The sequence below is a fragment of the Streptomyces sp. DSM 110735 genome (assembly GCF_016482685.1).
Classification (GTDB): Bacteria; Actinomycetota; Actinomycetes; order Streptomycetales; family Streptomycetaceae; genus Streptomyces.
Genome location: NZ_JACYHF010000006.1, coordinates 218,708 through 237,214, shown reverse-complemented (window position 1 = coordinate 237,214; position 18,507 = coordinate 218,708). Strand labels below are relative to the sequence as shown.

The 18,507-nt window shown below is 72.1% G+C and carries 18 protein-coding genes; 11 read left to right on the top strand and 7 right to left on the bottom strand.

From position 1 onward, the window contains the following. Positions 1-20: 20 nt before the first annotated feature. The 3 genes from IF655_RS12725 to IF655_RS12715 all read left to right on the top strand — a co-directional run bounded on the left by IF655_RS12725 (position 21) and on the right by IF655_RS12715 (position 4,083). Entirely contained in the window at positions 21-1,694 is a 1,674-nt protein-coding gene (locus IF655_RS12725) for an AMP-binding protein (RefSeq protein ID WP_199584673.1), read from the top strand. Next, on the top strand, positions 1,691-3,313 hold the full coding sequence (locus IF655_RS12720; protein WP_199584672.1) for an AMP-binding protein: 1,623 nt from the start codon (positions 1,691-1,693) through the stop codon (positions 3,311-3,313). Before IF655_RS12725 ends, IF655_RS12720 begins: the two co-directional genes overlap by 4 nt. 326 nt (positions 3,314-3,639) lie before the next feature. Continuing rightward, a complete protein-coding gene (locus tag IF655_RS12715; protein WP_206775756.1) occupies positions 3,640-4,083 on the top strand; it encodes a hypothetical protein in 444 nt (147 codons plus the stop codon). 23 nt (positions 4,084-4,106) lie between these two features. Here IF655_RS12715 and IF655_RS12710 read toward each other — a convergent pair whose 3' ends face one another. After that, a complete protein-coding gene (locus tag IF655_RS12710; RefSeq protein WP_199584670.1) occupies positions 4,107-4,337 on the bottom strand; it encodes a hypothetical protein in 231 nt (76 codons plus the stop codon). A 563-nt stretch (positions 4,338-4,900) separates the two neighbouring features. Between IF655_RS12710 and IF655_RS12705 the strand changes: the two genes are divergently transcribed. From IF655_RS12705 to IF655_RS12675, 7 genes are all read left to right on the top strand, one after another. Then, positions 4,901-7,315 carry a GH92 family glycosyl hydrolase gene (locus IF655_RS12705; RefSeq protein WP_199584669.1) on the top strand — a complete coding sequence of 805 codons (2,415 nt, stop codon included), beginning with the start codon at positions 4,901-4,903 and terminating at the stop codon, positions 7,313-7,315. 167 nt (positions 7,316-7,482) lie between these two features. Then, on the top strand, positions 7,483-7,740 hold the full coding sequence (locus tag IF655_RS12700; RefSeq protein ID WP_199584663.1) for a hypothetical protein: 258 nt from the start codon (positions 7,483-7,485) through the stop codon (positions 7,738-7,740). Continuing rightward, positions 7,737-8,105: a helix-turn-helix domain-containing protein gene (locus IF655_RS12695; protein ID WP_199584661.1), complete on the top strand. Its 369-nt coding sequence runs from the start codon at positions 7,737-7,739 to the stop codon at positions 8,103-8,105. The genes IF655_RS12700 and IF655_RS12695 overlap by 4 nt, the downstream gene beginning before the upstream one ends. 165 nt (positions 8,106-8,270) lie before the next feature. Next, positions 8,271-8,783, top strand: coding sequence for a 2-oxo-4-hydroxy-4-carboxy-5-ureidoimidazoline decarboxylase (uraD, locus tag IF655_RS12690; protein WP_199584659.1), 513 nt, complete (start codon positions 8,271-8,273; stop codon positions 8,781-8,783). Between the two features lie 3 nt (positions 8,784-8,786). Next, positions 8,787-9,137, top strand: a complete 351-nt coding sequence (gene uraH / locus IF655_RS12685) for a hydroxyisourate hydrolase (protein WP_199584656.1) — start codon at positions 8,787-8,789, stop codon at positions 9,135-9,137. A gap of 4 nt (positions 9,138-9,141) precedes the next feature. After that, positions 9,142-10,065 carry a factor-independent urate hydroxylase gene (gene pucL, locus IF655_RS12680; protein WP_199584654.1) on the top strand — a complete coding sequence of 308 codons (924 nt, stop codon included), beginning with the start codon at positions 9,142-9,144 and terminating at the stop codon, positions 10,063-10,065. Positions 10,066-10,093: 28 nt separating this feature from the next. Then, positions 10,094-11,473 (top strand): 8-oxoguanine deaminase, encoded by a 1,380-nt coding sequence (locus IF655_RS12675; RefSeq protein WP_199584653.1) that lies wholly within the window; start codon positions 10,094-10,096, stop codon positions 11,471-11,473. A gap of 30 nt (positions 11,474-11,503) precedes the next feature. On the opposite strand, the gene IF655_RS12670 is transcribed toward IF655_RS12675, so the two are convergent. From IF655_RS12670 to IF655_RS12660, 3 genes are all read right to left on the bottom strand, one after another. Then, on the bottom strand, positions 11,504-11,926 hold the full coding sequence (locus IF655_RS12670) for a thioesterase family protein (RefSeq protein WP_199584644.1): 423 nt from the start codon (positions 11,924-11,926) through the stop codon (positions 11,504-11,506). 53 nt (positions 11,927-11,979) lie between these two features. Beyond that, a complete protein-coding gene (locus IF655_RS12665; protein ID WP_199584642.1) occupies positions 11,980-12,600 on the bottom strand; it encodes a hypothetical protein in 621 nt (206 codons plus the stop codon). A gap of 150 nt (positions 12,601-12,750) precedes the next feature. Next, positions 12,751-13,959, bottom strand: a complete 1,209-nt coding sequence (locus IF655_RS12660; RefSeq protein WP_199584640.1) for a pyridoxal phosphate-dependent aminotransferase — start codon at positions 13,957-13,959, stop codon at positions 12,751-12,753. Between the two features lie 86 nt (positions 13,960-14,045). Here IF655_RS12660 and IF655_RS12655 point away from each other — a divergent pair, with 86 nt between their 5' ends. Further along, on the top strand, positions 14,046-14,684 hold the full coding sequence (locus tag IF655_RS12655) for a helix-turn-helix domain-containing protein (RefSeq protein ID WP_199584638.1): 639 nt from the start codon (positions 14,046-14,048) through the stop codon (positions 14,682-14,684). A gap of 67 nt (positions 14,685-14,751) precedes the next feature. On the opposite strand, the gene IF655_RS12650 is transcribed toward IF655_RS12655, so the two are convergent. Genes IF655_RS12650 through IF655_RS12640 form a run of 3 tightly spaced genes read right to left on the bottom strand, consistent with a single transcriptional unit; the run spans position 14,752 to position 18,344 of the window. After that, positions 14,752-15,552 carry a hypothetical protein gene (locus tag IF655_RS12650; protein ID WP_199584636.1) on the bottom strand — a complete coding sequence of 267 codons (801 nt, stop codon included), beginning with the start codon at positions 15,550-15,552 and terminating at the stop codon, positions 14,752-14,754. Then, the gene (locus IF655_RS12645; RefSeq protein WP_199584634.1) at positions 15,552-16,820 is read right to left on the bottom strand and encodes a VWA domain-containing protein; all 1,269 of its coding nucleotides are present in this window, start codon (positions 16,818-16,820) and stop codon (positions 15,552-15,554) included. Before IF655_RS12645 ends, IF655_RS12650 begins: the two co-directional genes overlap by 1 nt. Before the next feature lie 9 nt (positions 16,821-16,829). Next, entirely contained in the window at positions 16,830-18,344 is a 1,515-nt protein-coding gene (locus IF655_RS12640; RefSeq protein WP_199584633.1) for an IucA/IucC family protein, read from the bottom strand. Positions 18,345-18,507: the final 163 nt, after the last annotated feature.

Below are 18,507 nucleotides of genomic sequence, written 5' to 3'. Positions count from 1 at the left end.
CAGCCGCGAGGAGGACACCGATGACGACGCCGACGGAGCTGTTCCGCAGCGCCCGCGATTTCCTGCTGGAGAACCGGGAGGACTACCAGGCCGCCTACGAGGGCTTCCGCTGGCCCCGGCCCGAGCATTTCAACTGGGCGCTGGACTGGTTCGACGTGATCGCGGACGGCAACGACCGCACCGCCCTGCACATCGTCGAGGAGGACGGCGGCGAGACCCGGCTCTCCTTCGCGGACCTGGCCACCCGCTCGTCCCGGGTCGCGAACCATCTGCGCGAGCGGGGCGTCGCCGCCGGTGACCGCGTCCTCGTCATGCTCGGCAACCAGACCGAGCTGTGGGAGACCATGCTCGCCGCGATGAAGCTGCGTGCCGTGGTCATCCCCGCCACCCCGCTGCTCGGCCCCGCCGACCTGCGCGACCGGGTCGCCCGCGGTGACGTCAAGCACGTGGTCGTACGGGCCGCCGACACCGCCAAGTTCGAGGAGGTGCCCGGGACTTACACCCGCATCTCGGTCGGCGGGCTGCCCGAGGAGGGCTGGGAGCCGTACGAGGACGCGTACACGGTCTCGCCCGAGTTCCTGCCGGACGGTCCGACCCTCGCCGACGACCCGCTGATGCTCTACTTCACCTCCGGCACCACCGCCCAGCCCAAGCTGGTCGAACACACCCACACCTCGTACCCGGTCGGTCACCTCGCCACCATGTACTGGATCGGTCTCAAGCCCGGGGACGTCCACCTCAACATCTCCTCGCCCGGCTGGGCCAAGCACGCCTGGTCCAACCTGTTCGCGCCGTGGAACGCCGAGGCGACCGTCTTCGTCGTCAACTACAGCCGTTTCGACGCCGGTCGGCTGATGGCCGAGATGGACCGGGCCCAGGTCACCACCTTCTGCGCGCCGCCCACCGTGTGGCGGATGCTCATCCAGGCGGACCTCACCCAGCTCGCCACCAAGCCCCGGGAGGCGGTCGCCGCCGGAGAACCGCTCAACCCCGAGGTCATCGACCAGGTCCGCCGCGCCTGGGGCGTCACCGTGCGGGACGGCTTCGGGCAGACCGAGACCGCCGTCCAGATCGCCAACAGCCCCGGCCAGGAACTGCGTTCGGGCTCCATGGGTCGCCCCGGACCCGGCTACCGCATCGAACTCCTCGACCCGGTGACCGGCGCGCCCGGCGCCACCGAGGGCGAGATCGCGCTCGACCTGTCCGCCCGCCCGGTGGGGCTGATGACCGGCTACCACGGCGACCCGGAGCGCACGGAGGAGGCGATGGCGGGCGGCTACTACCGCACGGGGGACATCGGGTCGCGGGACGAAGACGGATATCTTACGTATGTCGGGCGCGCGGACGATGTTTTCAAAGCCTCCGACTACAAGATCAGTCCCTTCGAGCTGGAGAGCGCGCTCCTTGAGCACGAGGCGGTGGCGGAAGCCGCCGTGGTGCCCGCGCCGGACGAACTGCGGCTCGCCGTACCGAAGGCGTACATCGTGCTCGCCGAGGGCTGGGAGCCCGGACCCGGCACCGCGAAGACCCTCTTCGAGCACTCCCGCGAGGTGCTCGCGCCCTACAAGCGGCTGCGCAGGCTGGAGTTCGGTCCGCTGCCCAAGACCATCTCCGGCAAGATCCGCCGCATCGAGCTGCGCGAGGCCACGGCGGCGGGCTCGGACGACGAGTACCGCGAGGAGGACTTCCGGTGACCGCTGCCCTGTCGTACACGCACGGCACGGGCGACACCGCCCTGCTCGGCGACACCATCGGCGCGAACCTCCGCCGTACGGCGTCCACTTGGCCGGACCATGAGGCGCTGGTCGACGTGCCCTCCGGGCGGCGCTGGACCTACGCCGAATTCGCCGCCGACGTCGACCGGTTGGCGTGCGCACTGCTCGCGAGCGGGGTGGCCAAGGGCGACCGCGTCGGCGTCTGGGCGGTCAACTGCCCCGAGTGGATGCTGGTGCAGTACGCCACCGCCCGTGTCGGCGCCGTGATGGTCAACATCAACCCGGCGTACCGCACGCACGAGGTCGAGTACGTGCTCAACCAGGCGGGCATCTCCCTGCTGTTCGCGACCCCGGCTCACAAGACCAGCGACTACCGCGCCATGGTGGAGGAAGTGCGCGGCAGGTGCCCGGAGTTGCGGGAGGCGGTGTACTTCGGGGAGCCGGGCTGGGAGGAGTTCGGCACGCGGGGCGAGCGGTTGGGCGCCGCCGAACTGGACGCCCGCGACGCGGAGTTGTCCTGTGACGACCCGATCAACATCCAGTACACCTCGGGGACGACCGGTTTCCCGAAGGGAGCGACCCTCTCCCACCACAACATCCTCAACAACGGCTACTTCGTGGGTGAGTTGGTCTCGTACACGGAGCGGGACCGGGTCTGCGTACCCGTGCCCTTCTACCACTGCTTCGGCATGGTGATGGGCAACCTGGCGGCCACCTCGCACGGCGCCTGCATCGTGATCCCCGCGCCGTCCTTCGAGCCGAAGGCGACCCTGGAGGCGGTCCAGCGGGAGCGCTGCACCTCGCTGTACGGCGTACCCACCATGTTCATCGCGGAGTTGAACCTCCCCGACTTCGCGGAGTACGACCTCTCCACCCTGCGCACCGGCATCATGGCGGGCTCACCCTGCCCGGTCGAGGTGATGAAGCGGGTCGTCGCCGAGATGCACATGGCGGAGGTCTCCATCTGCTACGGCATGACCGAGACCTCCCCGGTCTCCCTCCAGACCCGCGTGGACGACGACCTGGAACACCGCTGCGGCACCGTCGGCCGCGTGCTGCCCCACCTGGAGGTCAAGGTCGTGGACCCGGCGACGGGTGTCACCCAACCCCGGGGCGCGGCAGGAGAGTTGTGCACCCGGGGCTACAGCGTGATGCTCGGCTACTGGGACGAACCCGAACGCACCGCCGAGGCGATCGACGCGGGGCGCTGGATGCACACCGGGGACCTCGCGGTGATGCGCGAGGACGGGTACGTCGAGATCGTCGGGCGCATCAAGGACATGATCATCCGGGGCGGCGAGAACATCTACCCGCGCGAGATCGAGGAGTTCCTCTACGGGCACCCCAAGATCCGCGACGTCCAGGTGGTCGGCGTCCCCCACGAGCGCTACGGCGAAGAGGTCCTCGCCTGCGTCGTCCCCCACGACCCGGCGGACCCGCTCACCCTGGACGAGCTGCACACGTACTGCCGCGACCGGCTCGCCCACTACAAGATCCCCAGCCGCCTGCAGATCCTGGAGGCGTTCCCGATGACCGTCTCGGGCAAGGTACGGAAGGTGGAGCTGCGGGAGACGTACGGGGAGGTCCGCGGGGGCTGAGGAGACTGAGGCGGGGCTCACCGGTGCCGGGTGCCGACCGGGGGCGACCGGCGTGAGGTCGGGCGGCGTGAGGTCGCCGTGCACATCCCCTGGGGGCATACCCCGTGGGGCGCGGCCACCCCCGTGGCCCGACCGGCCGGGCCACGCCCCACGAGTCCCCCGTACGGGACCTCGCCGCCCCCGTCCCGGCGCGCCCCGTGTGGACGTAATCTGCCCGTCCCGGCGGGCGGTTGAAGCATTCTCGGGCAGGTTCAGAGCTTGATTTGAGGTTGGGCGGGTTCGTCGGAGCGCCGGGCGTTGTCACTGGCCTGTGTCACGCTGCGTGCATGGGATTCTGCGACGATCCGGTCCCGCCGGAAGAGCCGGCCGACACGGGTGCCGTGCCATACCCGCGACCGCTCACCCCCGAGGAGGGACTCGCCGACGCCAAGGAGCGGCTGAGGCTTCCGCGTATCGTCGTGATCTGCGGCTCCACTCGATTCATGACGGAGATGACCGAGGCCGATCTGCGGGAGACCATGGCCGGAAGGATCGTCGTCAAGCCGGGCTGCGACCTGAAGTCGCCGCACGCGCTCTGGTCCGATCCTGTCGAGGCGGAGGCGCTGAAGGTCCGACTCGACGATCTGCACCGGGCGAAGATCCGGCTTGCTGACGAGGTGCTCGTGGTCGGCGGCTACGTCGGAGACAGCACCCGCGCCGAAATCGCCTACGCCCGGTCGCTGGGCAAGCCGGTGCGGTTCACGCACCCGGACGTCGACCCCGACGCCTGACCGTCCCCCCAGGCCCGCCAGGGCTACGGCTCCGGCTCCGACAACCCCGGCCACTCGTCCGGTCCGCCCCCCTGCCAGTCGATCAGGTCGCTCTCCTCGACCTCGACGCGGTCCAGGTCGGCCATGCGGAGGATCTCGATCACGTCGTCGAGGTGGGAGGCGAGGCCGAGGGTGACGTCGCCCTCGGTGACGCGGCGGGAGCCGTCGAGGGCGGGGGCGTGGACGACGATGTGGGGGTGGTGCGGTGCGGCCATGGGTCCAGCCTCCTGCCGACGGCGGGGGCGCGCACGTCGGAGGGGTCCGTGCCCCGTACCGCAGCGCAGACCGTCCCGGCAGGGCCAGCGGCGAAGGTTTGCCGCACGCGTCGGAGCAGTCCGCGCCGCGTGCCCGGCGCGTCCCCCGCCCGGGGGGCGCAAGAGTTCGCCGCGCGCCCGTCGAACCGGTCCGCGCCGCGCGCCTGCCGCGCCCCGCCCCCCCGGGAGGGCAACGGGAGAGTTCGCCGCGCGCCCGCCGGACCGATCTACACCGCGCGCTCGGCACACCCCCACCCGGGCGCGACGGAGAGGTCGCCGCGCATCCGTCGGATCAGTCCGCGCCGCGCGCCTGCCGCACCCCGCCCCCGGGAGGGCAACGGGAGAGTTCGCCGCGCGCCCGCCGGACCGGTCCACACCACGCGCCCGGCGCCCCCCACCCCCGGAGGGACACCGCAAGAGTTCGCCCAGGCTTCATCATCCGCAGCCCCCGGCCCCTTCCGCCGCACCCGCCGCCCCTCTAGCCTCGCGTCGCCCACTGTCCCTTTTGGAAAGGCGACTTGACGATGCGTCACCTGTTAGCGCGTGCGGTGAGACGGTTCGGTACGCGGACCGCCGTGGCGGCGGTCACCACCGCTCTCGCCGCGGCGGCCCCCTTCCCGGCCGTGGCGGCGACCGGCGGGGAGCCGCTCTCGCGGCTCGTGGACCCGCTCCTCGGGTCCGCGAACGGCGGCAACACCTTCCCCGGCGCCACCCTGCCCCAGGGCATGATCGCCTGGTCGCCCACGAGCACCACCGGGGACCAGACCAACACGGGGGCGGCGAACGGCTACGCGTACAACACCACCCGGATACGCGGACTGAGCCTCACCCACGTCAACGGCGCCGGATGCCACCCCGGCGCGGCGGGGGACGTGCCGATCATGCCGTTCACCGGGGACGTGACCTCCTCGCCGAGCGCGGACACCAGGGACGCGGTGTACGCCGCCGACTTCTCCCACGCCGACGAGAAGGCGGTGCCAGGGCGCTACACCCTCGGTCTCGCTTCCGGTGCCTCCGCCGACCTGGCGGTGAGCGAGCGCGCGGGCGTCGCGGACTTCAGCTTCCCGGCGGACCGCCCGGCCAGCCTGCTGTTCCGCGTGTCCAACTCCCTCAACGGCAGCGAGGACGCGCACGTCGACATCGACGCCGCCCACCGCAAGGTGACCGGCTGGGTGCTGACCGGCGCGTTCTGCGGTCGCCGCGCCAACGGCGGGACCAACAACCGCAAGAGCTACTACCGCCTCCACTTCAGCGCGACCTTCGACCGCGACTTCGCCACCACTGGCACCTGGCACGACGGCACGCTCTCGCCGGGCGGCACCTCGGCGGACGGCGGCGAGGGGTACGCCACCGGCAACGACCGGGCGGGACGCGGCTCCGGCGGCTGGGTCGGCTTCGACACCCACGCTGACAACGATGTCCACATGCGGATCGGCATCTCCTACGTCAGCCTCGCGGGCGCTGAGGCCAACCTCCGCCACGAGATCGCCCCGCACGCGAGCGTCGCCGACGTGGCAGCCGCAGGGGCGCGCGCCTGGGATCGCGAGCTGAGCACCGTACGCGTGGAGGGCGGCAGCGCAGCCCGTCGTACCACCTTCTACACCGCGCTCTACCACTCCCTCATGCAGCCCAACCTGATCAGCGACACCGACGGCCGCTACCGGGGCATGGACCAGGCGGTGCACCGGCTCGCGCGCGGACAGCGGGCGCAGTACAGCAACTTCTCCGGCTGGGACCAGTACCGCGCGCAGATCCAGTTGCTCGCCCTGCTACGGCCCACCGTCGCGGGCGACTTCGCGCAGTCGCTGTACAACTTCGCCCGGCAGAACGGGGGAGTGTGGGACCGCTGGGTCCACATCAGCGGCGCGACCCACGTGATGACCGGCGACCCCTCCGCCGCGACCCTGGCGACCTTCTACGCCATGGGAGTGCGCGACTTCGACTACAAGGGCGCCTACGCCTCGCTCGTCCACCAGGCCACCGTCCCCACCCCCGCCGACCTCTCCGACGCGGGCTGCCCCGGCCAGTGCGAGGGGCAACGCCCCAACCTCGCCCAGTACTTGACCTCGCACTACGCCGCCCAGGACGTGTGCCACTGCTGGGGCGGCGCCGCCGAGACCCTGGAGGACGCGGTCGCGGACTTCGGACTCGCCCGGTGGGCGAAGCTGCTCGGCCGCACCGAGGACGCCAAGTCCTTCACCGAGCGCGCCGGTTACTGGCGCAACGTCTTCAACCCGGACACCGGTTACATCCAGGCTCGCCGCCTCGACGGCTCCTGGGTCACGCCGTTCAGCCCGGGCAGCGACCTCGGGTTCGCACAGGGCACCAGCGCCACGTACACCTGGATGGTCCCGCAGGACGTCCAGGGTCTCGCCGAGGCGATGGGCGGGCGTGCGCAGGCAGAAGCGCGGCTCGACGGGTTCTTCCACAAGCCGGACGGCTCCTGGTCGGTGCGCGGCGGCGACGCCCTGCGCTACGACCCCACCAACGAGCCCGGAATCCACGCCCCTTGGCTCTACAACGCCCTCGGCGCCCCCTGGAAGACCCAGGCGACCGTCCGCCAGATCCTCGACACCGTCTACACCACAGGACCCGGCGGACTCCCCGGCAACGACGATCTCGGCACCATGTCCGCCTGGTACGTCTTCTCCGCCCTCGGTATCTACCCCGAGACCCCGGGCAGCGCCACCCTCCTGCTCGGCGCCCCGCTCTTCCCGAAGGCGACCGTCGCCCGCCCGCACCACCGCGACCTCGTCCTCACCGCCCCCGACGCCGACGACACCCACCTCTACGTCGACGCCGTACGCCAGAACGGGCGTCCCCTCACCCGCTCCTGGCTCGGTCCCGACGCCCTCCGCTCCGGCGGCAGGCTGGACTTCCGCCTGAGCGCGGCGCCCAACACCACCTGGGCGACCGACGAGAGCGAGCTGCCGAAGTGACGTACCGGCCCTGCGGACCGCACTCCGCAGGGCCGGTCCAAGCCGCAGCCGCCCCGGCCTCCGCCGACCCCCGTCCCCGCGCCCTCCGTTAAGGTCGTCAGCGAACGGCAGGGGCACGCCACGCCGGACGGGCCGCACTGCGCGATCCACCACGTCAGGGGGCACCCGTGCGACTGAGAGCGGAGTTCACCACCGAACCCTTCGACCTGGACGAGGCTCCCGCGCACGCGCTGGTGGCCCGCGAGGTCATCGAGGGCGCCGGGCTCGACGCCGTGGACGTGGGGCCGTTCGGCAACACGGTCGAGGGCAGCGCCGACGGGGTGCTCGCCGCCCTGGACGAGGTGCTGCGCCGCACCCTCGGCGCGGGCGCCACCCGGATCTCCCTCCAGGTCAACGTGATCGGCGCCGAGGAGGAGGGCAGATGACCCCCGCCCCGGACGAGCCCTTCATCGCGGCCGTGAAACCGCTGGTCGACGCCATGGGCGGCCGGCTCCTCCCGCCGGACGAGGCGGGACCCGACGACGTGGTCCTCGCCTGGGCGGGCGCCGACGTCGTCGCCGTACGGCTGCCCCAGCTCGCGGACTCCCTGGACCACATCCTCGCCGCCATGGAGCGCGGACAGGGCCGTCCGCTGGCCGACCTGGACCGCAAAGCCAAGCAGGAGGTCGTACGGACGCTGGAGGCGCGGGGCGCCTTCGCCGTACGGCACGGGGTGGAGACCGTGGCCGGGGCGCTCGGCGTCAGCCGCTTCACCATCTACAACTACCTCAACCGGGAGAAGGGGCGCTGAGGGGCGTCGACCGGACAGGGACCGCGCCGCCGGACAGGGACCGCGCCGCCTTCCGGGGTCTGTTAACCCGGAATTTTCAACAAAGTGTTGACGTGCCGTCGCCGTCGGGCGTTAGCTGACCGCACCTCGTCCGGCACGACGGCCCGAGCGGCCACGGAGGCGCCCGTGACTTCGCCAGCGACACCCCCGGGTCTTGCCCGGTTCAACGCCCTGGAGGAACCCGCGGCCAGCGCCGCCCTCCACGAGGTCTGCGCCGCCGCCGAGTGGACCCGCCGCCTGCTCGCCGCCCGGCCGTACGCCACCCCGGACGAGCTGTACGCCGCCGCCGACACCGCCCTCGCCGAGCTGGACGAGCCCGGTCTCACCGAGGCGATCGCGGGTCACCCGCCCATCGGACGCCCCAAGCCCGGCGACCCCGCCTCCGCCCGCGAGCAGCGCGGCATGGCGGGCGCCTCCGACGACCTGCGCGCGGAGCTGCTGGAGCTGAACCTCGCCTACCAGGAACGGTTCGGCCACGTCTTCCTGATCTGCGCCACCGGACTGACCGCCGAGCACATGCGCGACGCCCTCAAGGAGCGCATCGGCAACACGCCGGAGCGCGAGAGGGAGATCGCCCGCGCCGAACTGGGCAGGATCAACCGCATCCGGCTGACCCGCCTCGTCGCCAAGGACGCGTGACCCATGCCCACCACCTCCGTCTCCACCCACGTCCTCGACACCGCCGCCGGGCGACCCGCCGAGGGCATCGCCGTACGGCTCCTCGCCCGTGCCGCGCCCGGCGCCGACTGGCGGGAGGCGGGCACCGGCGCCACCGACGCCGACGGCCGCTGCCGCGACCTGCCCGACCCGCCCGAGGGCACGAGTGCGGTACGGCTGGACTTCGCCGTCGAGTCGTACCTCGCCGAGACCGCAGCCGGGGTGTCCGCCTTCTTCCCCGAGGTGACCGTCACCTTCGCCGTACGCCCCGGCGAGCACTACCACGTACCGCTGCTGCTCAGCCCGTTCGGCTACTCCGTATACCGAGGGAGTTAGCACCATGGCAGATGTGTCCCGCCCCGCCGGTCCCGCCCTCCTGGGGCAGAACCAGTACGGCAAGGCAGAGAACCGGGTCGTCCGGATCACCCGCGACGGCTCCACCCACCACATCAAGGACCTCAACGTCTCCGTCACGCTGAGCGGCGCGATGGACGAGGTCCACTACTCCGGCTCCAACGCCAGCGTCCTGCCGACCGACACCACCAAGAACACGGTGTACGCCTTCGCCCAGCAGCACGGCATCGAGTCCGCCGAGGCGTTCGGCATCCTCCTCGCCCGGCACTTCGTCACCTCGCAGGAGGCGATCGGGCGCGCCCGTATCCGCATCGAGGAGTACGCCTGGGAGCGGATCACGCTGCCCGGCGCCCCGGACGGCGGCCACTCCTTCGTCCGCAAGGGCCAGGAGACCCGGCTCGCCCAGATCACCTACGACGGCTCGGCGTGGGAGGTCGTCTCGGGTCTCGCGGACCTGGTGGTGCTCAACTCCACCGACTCCGAGTTCTGGGGGTACGCGAAGGACGAGTACACGACCCTCCCCGAGGCGTACGACCGCGTGCTGGCCACCGAGGTCACCGCCCGCTGGCGGTACGGCTGGACCGGCGAGGGCAAGACCCCCGACTGGGACGTCTCGTACGAGGAGACCCGGCGCCATCTGCTGACGGCCTTCGCCGGGACGTACTCGTACTCCCTCCAGCAGACCCTGTACGCGATGGGCGCCCAGGTGCTGGAGGCGCGCGACGAGATCGACGAGATCCGGCTCTCGCTGCCGAACAAGCACCACTTCCTGGTCGACCTCGCACCCTTCGGGCTGACCAACGACAACGAGGTGTACCTCGCCGCCGACCGGCCCTACGGCCTCATCGAGGCGACCGTGCTCCGGGAGGGGCGCGAGGCGGCGATCCCGGTGGACCTCACCAACCTCTGAGCCATCCCCGAGCGCAAAGGACGCACCCGTGGCAGCAGTCGAGCGCATCGTCATCGAGAACTGCGCGATCGCGACCGTCGACGCGGACGACACCGAGTACGCCTCGGGGCATCTGGTCCTCGCGGGCGACCGGATCGAGTCGGTCGGCGCGGGACCGGCGCCCGCCGCCCTGGAGAACGTCGTACGCCGCATCGACGCCGACGGGCACCTCGCGACCCCCGGACTGGTCAACACCCACCACCACTTCTACCAGTGGCTCACCCGGGGTCTGGCCACCGACCACAACCTCTTCGACTGGCTGGTCGCGCTCTATCCGACCTGGGCGCGCCTGGACGAGGACATGGTCCGCGTGGCCGCGCAGGGCTCCCTCGCGATGATGGCGCGCGGCGGAGTGACCACCGCGATGGACCACCACTACGTGTATCCGCGCGGCACCGGCGACCTCTCCGGGGCGATCATCGGCGCCGCCCGCGAGACCGGCGTGCGCTTCACCCTGGCCCGGGGTTCGATGGACCGGGGCGAGTCGGACGGTGGGCTGCCCCCGGACTTCGCGGTGGAGTCCCTGGACGACGCGCTGGCGGCCACGGAGGCGACGGTGCGCGAGCACCACGACGCGTCCTTCGGCGCGATGACCCAGGTGGCGGTCGCGCCCTGCTCGCCCTTCTCCGTCTCGACCGAACTGATGCGGGACGGCGCGGAGCTGGCGCGACGGCTCGGTGTGCGACTGCACACGCACGGCTCGGAGACGGTGGAGGAGGAGAAGTTCTGTCACGAGCTGTTCGGCATGGGTCCGACCGACTACTTCGAGTCCACCGGCTGGCTCGGCGAGGACGTGTGGATGGCGCACTGCGTCCACATGAACGACTCCGACATCGCCGCCTTCGCCCGCTCCGGCACCGGCGTCGCCCACTGCCCCTCCTCCAACGCCCGCCTCGCGGCCGGCATCGCGCGCGTCCCCGACCTGCTCCGGGCGGGCGTCCCGGTGGGGCTCGGCGTGGACGGCACGGCGTCCAACGAGTCCGGAGAACTCCACACCGAACTGCGCAACGCCCTCCTGGTCAACCGCCTCGGCCCGCACCGCGAGTCCGCCCTCACCGCCCGCCAGGCACTCCGCCTCGGCACCTTCGGCGGCGCCCAGGTCCTGGGCCGCTCCCGGGAGACCGGCTCCCTGGAGCCGGGCAAGCTGGCCGACCTGGTCCTGTGGCGCATGGACACCCTCGCCCACGCCTCCATCGCGGACCCGGTGGCCGCCCTGGTCCTGGGCGCGGCGGCTCCGGTCACGGCGTCGTTCGTCGGCGGACGGCAGATCGTGGCGGACGGACGCCTGCTGCACGTGGACGAGGAGGCGGTCGCCCGCGCGACCCGTGCCGAGGCGCGGCGGCTGGCGCGGATCGCGGACGGGGAGTGAGCGCGCCCGAGCGGACGACGCGCGGGGCGCTCAGAGACCGAACACGTCGAGGTCCGTGGCCAGTTCCTTGAACACCTCGCGCGGGTCGGTCACCAGCTTCCGCCGCTCCAGGTCCATCAGACCGCCCACCGCCGTGACCTCGGCGGCGAGGGTGCCGTCCAGTTTGCGTATCTCCTGGCGGATGCGGAAGGTCTTGCCCTCGGTCCACTCGAACGCGCAGGTCACGTCGACCTCGTCACCGGCGAGGAGTTCGTGCCGGAAGCGGATCGTGGTCTCCAGGGCGACCGGTCCCACACCGCGACCGACCAGGCGCGCCTGGCTGATCCCGGCGGCGTGGAGCAGGGACCAGCGGGCGTGCTCGGCGTAGTTGAGGTAGACCGCCTGGTTGAGGTGGCCCTGGGTGTCGGTCTCGTAGCCGCGGACGGTCACACGGACGGAAAACGGTTCGGGCACTGCGTCCCCTTCTCGCGTCGGACTTCTCCGGTCACCCGATCTTGGCACGCGGCTCACACCCGGCGCGGGGATGCCAGCAGATAGCGCACCCGGGTACGGGGCTCGGTGCACACGCCGGGCTGCCAGCCCGCCTCCTCCAGGGTGGTCGCGCAGGCGCGCAGCGCCTTCTCGCCCGGGGCGTACACGGCGACCGCCTCCGGCTGCGGGGTGGCGCGCACCCGGTAGCCGGGTGTCTCCGCGCCCTCCGGCTGATGCCCGGCCGCTTCCAGGGCGAGCGCGGCGGCGCGTACGAGATGACCCCGCTCCCACGCACAGGGGCGGTCCGTGGCGCCGTCCCGGTTGGTCATCCGTCGCATCTCCAGGAGCCCCTGCCAGGCGCCGCGCACCTCGCGCAGCCGGGCGGGACCGGACGCCGCGGTCCCCTCCTCGCCACCGACCCGTGCCGAGAAGACCCCGCCGGAAGCAGGTGTTTCCGGGTTCGCGGGCGGTTCCTGCTCCCGTATCCGCTGCCCCGCCGGAGTCAGGAAGTGATCGTGCGGCGGTCTCGGGTGCCGGAACGCCAGCCCGCGCCTCACCAGCGCGGCGAGCTGTGTCTCCGTCCCCCGCAGCCGCCCCGTCTCCGGATCGGCTCCCTCGATGACCCGCCGCTGCGCGGCACTCGGCGGTCCTCCCACGACCGGCTCCCTCCGCTCCCGCACCACTTTGAACGGGTCTGCCCGCACGGCGGACCCATTTCCGAAGCGTACGGCGGGGGTCTGACAACGCCGACGACGCCGACGACGCCGACAGCGCCGTCCGGCTACTGGCCGACAGCGCCGGTCCGGCTACTGCCGGTACCCGCTCAGGAACCGTCCGATCCTGCCGATCGCCGCCTCCAGGTCGTCGGCGTGGGGGAGGGTGAGGATGCGGAAGTGGTCGGGGGTGGGCCAGTTGAAGCCGGTGCCCTGGACGACCTGGATCTTCTCGCGGAGGAGGAGGTCGAGGACGAAGCGCTCGTCGTCGTGGATCTTGTGGACCTTGGGGTCGAGGCGCGGGAAGGCGTAGAGGGCGCCCTTGGGCTTGACGCAGGAGACGCCGGGGATCTCGTTCAGCTTCTCCCAGGCGACGTTGCGCTGCTCGTGGAGGCGCCCGCCGGGGCTGGTGAGGTCGCGGATGGACTGGCGCCCACCGAGCGCGGCCTGGATGGCGTACTGCGCGGGCGCGTTGGCGCACAGCCGCATGGAGGCGAGCATGGTCAGCCCCTCCAGGTAGTTCTTGGCGTGCTGCTTGGGTCCGGTGACCACCAGCCAGCCGGAACGGAACCCCGCCACCCGGTAGGTCTTGGACAGACCGCAGAAGGTGAGGACGACCAGGTCGGGGGCGAGGGCGGCGGCCGAGTGGTGCACGGCGTCGTCGTAGAGGATCTGGTCGTAGATCTCGTCGGCGAAGACCATCAGTCCGTGGCGGCGGGCGAGGTCGAGGATGCCCTCGATGATCTCCTTGGGGTACACCGCGCCGGTCGGGTTGTTCGGGTTGATGATGACCACGGCCTTGGTGCGGTCCGTGATCTTCGACTCCATGTCGGCGAGGTCGGGGGTCCACTCTGCCTGCTCGTCGCAGATGTAGTGAGTGGCTCGACCCCCTGCCAGCGTGGTGACCGCCGTCCACAGCGGGAAGTCCGGCGCCGGGATGAGGATCTCGTCGCCGTCCTCGACCAGGGCCTGGACGGCCATGGAGACCAGTTCCGAGACGCCGTTGCCGAGGAAGACGTCGTCCACGTCCACCTCGAGACCGAGGCTCTGATAGCGCTGGGCGACGGCGCGGCGGGCGGAGAGGACGCCGCGCGAGTCCGTGTAGCCGTGCGCCTGCGGGAGCATCCGGATCATGTCCTGGAGGATCTCCTCCGGCGCCTCGAACCCGAAGACGGCCGGGTTGCCGGTGTTCAGACGCAGCACGCTGTGCCCCGCCTCCTCCAGCGCGTCGGCGTGCTCTATCACCGGGCCACGGATCTCGTAGCAGACCTCACTGAGCTTGTTCGACTGCCGGAACTCCATGCGCCGCAACCCTTCGCCGTCTGGTGTCACTTGGTTTTACCAAGTGGGAGCTTGGAAAGTCCAACGAACTGTCTAGACTGCGTCCCATGCCACCTCGCCGACGCTACGACCAGTACTGCTCCGCGGCCCGCGCCCTCGACCTCGTCGGGGACCGCTGGACCCTGCTGATCGTCCGGGAACTGCTGGCCGGTCCGCGCCGCTACACCGATCTGCACGCCGACCTCCCCGGGGTGAGCACCGACGTCCTCGCCTCCCGCCTGAAGGACATGGAGCGCGACGGTCTCACCACCCGCCGCCGCCTCCCGCCGCCCGGCGCGGCGTACGTCTACGAACTCACCCCGCGCGGAAGCGGGTTGCTGCCCGTGCTCCAGGCGCTGGGGGAGTGGGGCCGGGACGGTCTGGAGGAGCGGCGCCCCACCGACGCCGTGCGCGCCCACTGGTTCGCGCTGCCCCTGCTGACCGCGCTGCGCGGGGTGGACACCGGGCCCGGGACGCTCGAAGTCGGCCTGGAGGAAGGGACCTTCCATCTGAACCTCGGAGCCGAGGACGGACCGGTCTACGGCGACGGACCCGCGCCCGGCGGCGCCGACGCCCGGCTCGTGATGGACGAGGGGACCTGCACCGCCGTCGTCCGGGGGGAGTTGACGGTTCCCGAGGGGATACGGTCCGGGCGGATCACCGTGACCGGCGACAGCCCGCTGGGCAAGGCGCTCCGGGAGGAGTGAGGCGCCGGGAACGACCGAAGACCCGCCACGGGGGCGGGCCTTCGGCCTCGGTCATCCGCTACGCACCTCAGGCGCCCGGCGGCACCCGGTACGGTCGTCCCGAACCGCGCGTCAGCGCGTACCCGCCGATACCGGCGAGCGCGGCCAGCACGCCGCCGATCGCGGTCCACACCCAGCGGTCGGACCACCAGTTGGAGGACCAGCCGTCGTCCGGCTCGATGCCGGAGAGCACGGCAGACTTCGTACCGTCGTCCTCCGCCTGCGACTTGACCGCGATGCCCGGCACCAGCGGCTTGGCCAGCGAGCCGTCGACCGCCGCCGCGCCGCCGATGTCCTTGGAGTCGGCGCGCACTTCGGTGCTCACCGGCTTGCCGAGGTCGGCGGAGGAGAGGTTCAGCGCCGTCAGGCGGATGTAGTACGTGCCCGGCAGCGGGTCGTTCGCCCACGGCTCCGACCACGCCCGCACCGTGCGCAGCACACAGGCCAGTTCGACCGTGGGCGCGTCCTGCGCGGCGGTGCGCGTCGCCGCGCCGTACTGGCACGCCTGGCGGCGGCGCAGACCGTCGTAGACGTCGATCTGCCAGGTCTGGCCCGCGTGGGACTGCGGCAGCTTCACCGTCGCCCGCACGGTGGGACGCTGGCCCGCGTCCGCCGCGAACGACCAGTAGAAGTAGTCACCGGTGGAGCCGGAAGCGGTCGCCCGCTGCCCCTGGTCCATCTCCGCCGCCGTACGGAACGACGTGCCCGCCTGGGTGGGCGCCTTCGCGTCGGAGGACGCGCTCGGCGAGGGGGAGGAGTCGGCCACGGCCGGGGCGGCGGCGAGTCCGAGCGCCAGTGCGGCGGTGCTCAACACATGGGTGAAACGCATCAGTTGGTCCTCCAGACCGCGACCCGCCAGCGCGACAGCCAGCCCCACAGCAGACCGGCGACGAAGCCGGTGAGCACCAGCGCGCCCAGCAGCCACCAGCCGCGCCCGAGACCGAAGGCGGCGACGTCGTGCGCCGCGGACGGACCGTCCACCACGTCCACCGTCAGCTCAAGCGGCAGACCCGGCGTGGTCTTCACACCCGGCGCCGCCGAGAAGGAGTTGGTGACCTGGAGGCACACCGGCTCCGCGGTCGCGGTGTCGTCGTCGCTGTCCGGCTTGGCGTAGCGCAGACCCGTGGAGATCACGTCCGTGCGTCCCCGCCCGGCCGACTCGCCGCGCACGATCTCGCGGCCCTTCGCGGTCACCGCGCGCAGCAGCACGCCGTAGTCGGGGGAGACGGCGCGGTCGTCCGCGACGCTCACCGAGGCGCGCAGCTCCTGCCCCGGCTGGACGTCCACCTTGTACCAGCGCTCGCGGCCGAACTCCTCACGGTCGGTGAAGAGTCCGGACTTCAGCGTCGGGGCGGCGGCGCAGGAGGCGGCGCCGTCGGTGGCCACCGGGGTCACCACCGGGTCGGCGGCGCGGTCCACCAACTGGCCGACACGGTCGGACAGTTCTTCCTTGTGCTGGACGGAGGTGTAGGTGCCGCCGGTGGCGTCCGCGATGCAACTGAGCTGGTCGCGGGTCTTGGCGTCCGGCACCAGACCCAGGGTGTCGATGGTGAGCCCGATGCCCTTGGCGGCTATCTCGCGGGCCACCTCGCAGGGGTCGAGCGGCTGGCAGGTGTCCTCGCCGTCACTGATCAGGACGATCCGGCGGGTGCCGTCGCCGCCCTGGAGGTCGTCGGCTGCCTTCAGCAGGGCGGGACCGATCGGGGTCCAGCCGGTCGGCGAGAGCGTCGCCACCGCGGTCTTGGCGTCGGTCCGGTCCAACGGGCCCACGGGGTAGAGCTGTTCGGTGTCCTTGCAGCCCGTCTTGCGGTCGTTGCCCCGGTAGTTGGCGCCCAGGGTGCGGATGCCGAGTTCCACCTCCTTGGGCGTCGCGTCGAGAACCTCGTTGAACGCCTGCTTGGCCGCTGCCATTCTGGAGCCGCCGTCGATGTCCCGCGCCCGCATGGAACCGCTGACGTCCAGGACGAGTTCGACCTTGGGGGCCGCCGCCTGTGGCTCGGTCTCGTCCGCCACAGCTCCGCCGGGAAACGCGATCCCGGCTCCCAGGGCCGCGAGCAGGGCGCAGGCGCCCGTCGCCAGCCGATGTCTTCTGATCATCGGCGGATCCTATTGACCGGACGCGTCACGCTCCAAAACGAACGGGTGTGGCAGCGCCGCCCATTGGTCACCCGGCGTCTCGGGCGACAGCCGCATCAGCGTCAACGCCTTGGCGGGCAACGGCTCGTCACAGAGCGCGGCCAGATCCGGCGTACGGGGCAGGTGGGGCAACGCCGCCCGCAGCGCGGCGCCCAGCGCCGGACCCGAACCCGCCGTCGCGGCCAGCGCACCCGCCACCAGCGAGCCGAACAGCTTGCGCCGCAACACCGTGACGTCGTCCGAAATCAGACGCCCGGTCAGCGCGGGCGGCGTGATGCCGTGCCGGGCCAGCCGCGCCGGGCTGATCCGGATGTCCGCCAGATCGCGGTAGACCAGCCGCAGCGGGGAGTTGTCCGCCGCGAGCACCACGAGCAGGTTCTGCCCGTGCGCCTCCAGCGCGACCCCGAGGTCCAGCAGCCGCAGCCCGGTGGTGAGCGCGAGCCGCGTGAAGGCGGCCAACCATGCGGCGGACCGGGGCAGTTCCGTCGCCGCCAGCGCCGCCACCGGCACCACCCGCTCGCCCGGACCCGCGTACACCTCAGGCGACTCCCGCAACTGCGCCGCCAGGTCGGGAGAGTGGGCGGTGGCCGCGCCGAGCGCGCGGGTGACGTGCAGCAGCCCGTCGGTCCGCTCGGCCAGCTCGGTCGCGAAGGAGGAGAGCGTGGCCGACGCCCGCACCGAGTACACCGAGATGTCCCGCACCGAGGAGGTCAGCCGGGCGCTCAGCGCGGTCTTCACATGCGGTCCGCCCGGGATCGCCAGCGTGCGCAGCGCCATCAACGGGTGCGCCCCACGCCAGGGTTCGGCCGACCGCTTCAGCACATGCGCCGCCTGCCAGGGATGCACCGGCAGCAACAAGTCGCCCCCGGAGCGCAGTTCGTCGGGCCAGTCGCCCGACACCAGGCACTCCGACGCCGGTACCGCCACCGTGCCCAGCCACACGAGCGGACGGTGCTCCGGACCGTACGCCAACTGGTCCGCCACCGAGAAACCGGGACGGGAACGGCAGTTGGGGTGGTACGGATGACCGTCGACCACCCGCTGCTCCCACTCCCAGTCGTGCGCGGGCCACTCCCCGGACTCCTCGGCGTCCGCCCGCGACAGCGCCAGCGAGGCGACGCTGCCCGCGAGTTCACCGGCGAAGGCAGCCGCGTGCGGCACCGCGAGGTCGGTCATCAGGCGCGCGGGGTCGTCGTAGCGCTCGCGGTCCAGCCACAGCGCGCGGACGTGGTCGCCGGTCGCGTACGGATCGGAGTACGGACCGCGCAGCGTGCGGCCGTCGGCGAGGCGCAGGGTGTGTCCCTCGGTGTCCCGGGCGCGGTCGGTGATCCAGGGCAGCGGCTCGTGGACCAGCGCCCGCCACAGCCGGGTCAGGACGCCCGCCCGTGCTCCCGGCAGCGCGGCCGCGTACCGGCCGAGCAGGGCGGGCCGTACGGTGGCCAGCTCCTCGGCGATCTCGGCCTCGGCAGTGGGAGAGTGGTACACGTCGGCTCCTCGGGGACGGGCAGCTCAGAGCACGATTGTCGGACACGCGAGCCATACTGAACGCGACCGGCCCCCGGACGCGAACCGGCGGACAGCGCGGTCCGCCCTCGCGCGGACACCGGCGTCGCAGAGCCCGACGAGCACGGCCGAAGAGACGAACACG

Coding starts and splice junctions, on each gene's coding strand:
- IF655_RS12725 (WP_199584673.1), top strand. CDS start 21: ATGACGACGCCGACGGAGCTGTTCCGCAGCGCCCGCGATTTCCTGCTG.
- IF655_RS12715 (WP_206775756.1), top strand. CDS start 3,640: ATGGGATTCTGCGACGATCCGGTCCCGCCGGAAGAGCCGGCCGACACG.
- IF655_RS12710 (WP_199584670.1), bottom strand. CDS start 4,337: ATGGCCGCACCGCACCACCCCCACATCGTCGTCCACGCCCCCGCCCTC.
- IF655_RS12705 (WP_199584669.1), top strand. CDS start 4,901: ATGCGTCACCTGTTAGCGCGTGCGGTGAGACGGTTCGGTACGCGGACC.
- IF655_RS12695 (WP_199584661.1), top strand. CDS start 7,737: ATGACCCCCGCCCCGGACGAGCCCTTCATCGCGGCCGTGAAACCGCTG.
- uraH (WP_199584656.1), top strand. CDS start 8,787: ATGCCCACCACCTCCGTCTCCACCCACGTCCTCGACACCGCCGCCGGG.
- pucL (WP_199584654.1), top strand. CDS start 9,142: ATGGCAGATGTGTCCCGCCCCGCCGGTCCCGCCCTCCTGGGGCAGAAC.
- IF655_RS12660 (WP_199584640.1), bottom strand. CDS start 13,959: ATGGAGTTCCGGCAGTCGAACAAGCTCAGTGAGGTCTGCTACGAGATC.
- IF655_RS12655 (WP_199584638.1), top strand. CDS start 14,046: ATGCCACCTCGCCGACGCTACGACCAGTACTGCTCCGCGGCCCGCGCC.
- IF655_RS12650 (WP_199584636.1), bottom strand. CDS start 15,552: ATGCGTTTCACCCATGTGTTGAGCACCGCCGCACTGGCGCTCGGACTC.
- IF655_RS12645 (WP_199584634.1), bottom strand. CDS start 16,820: ATGATCAGAAGACATCGGCTGGCGACGGGCGCCTGCGCCCTGCTCGCG.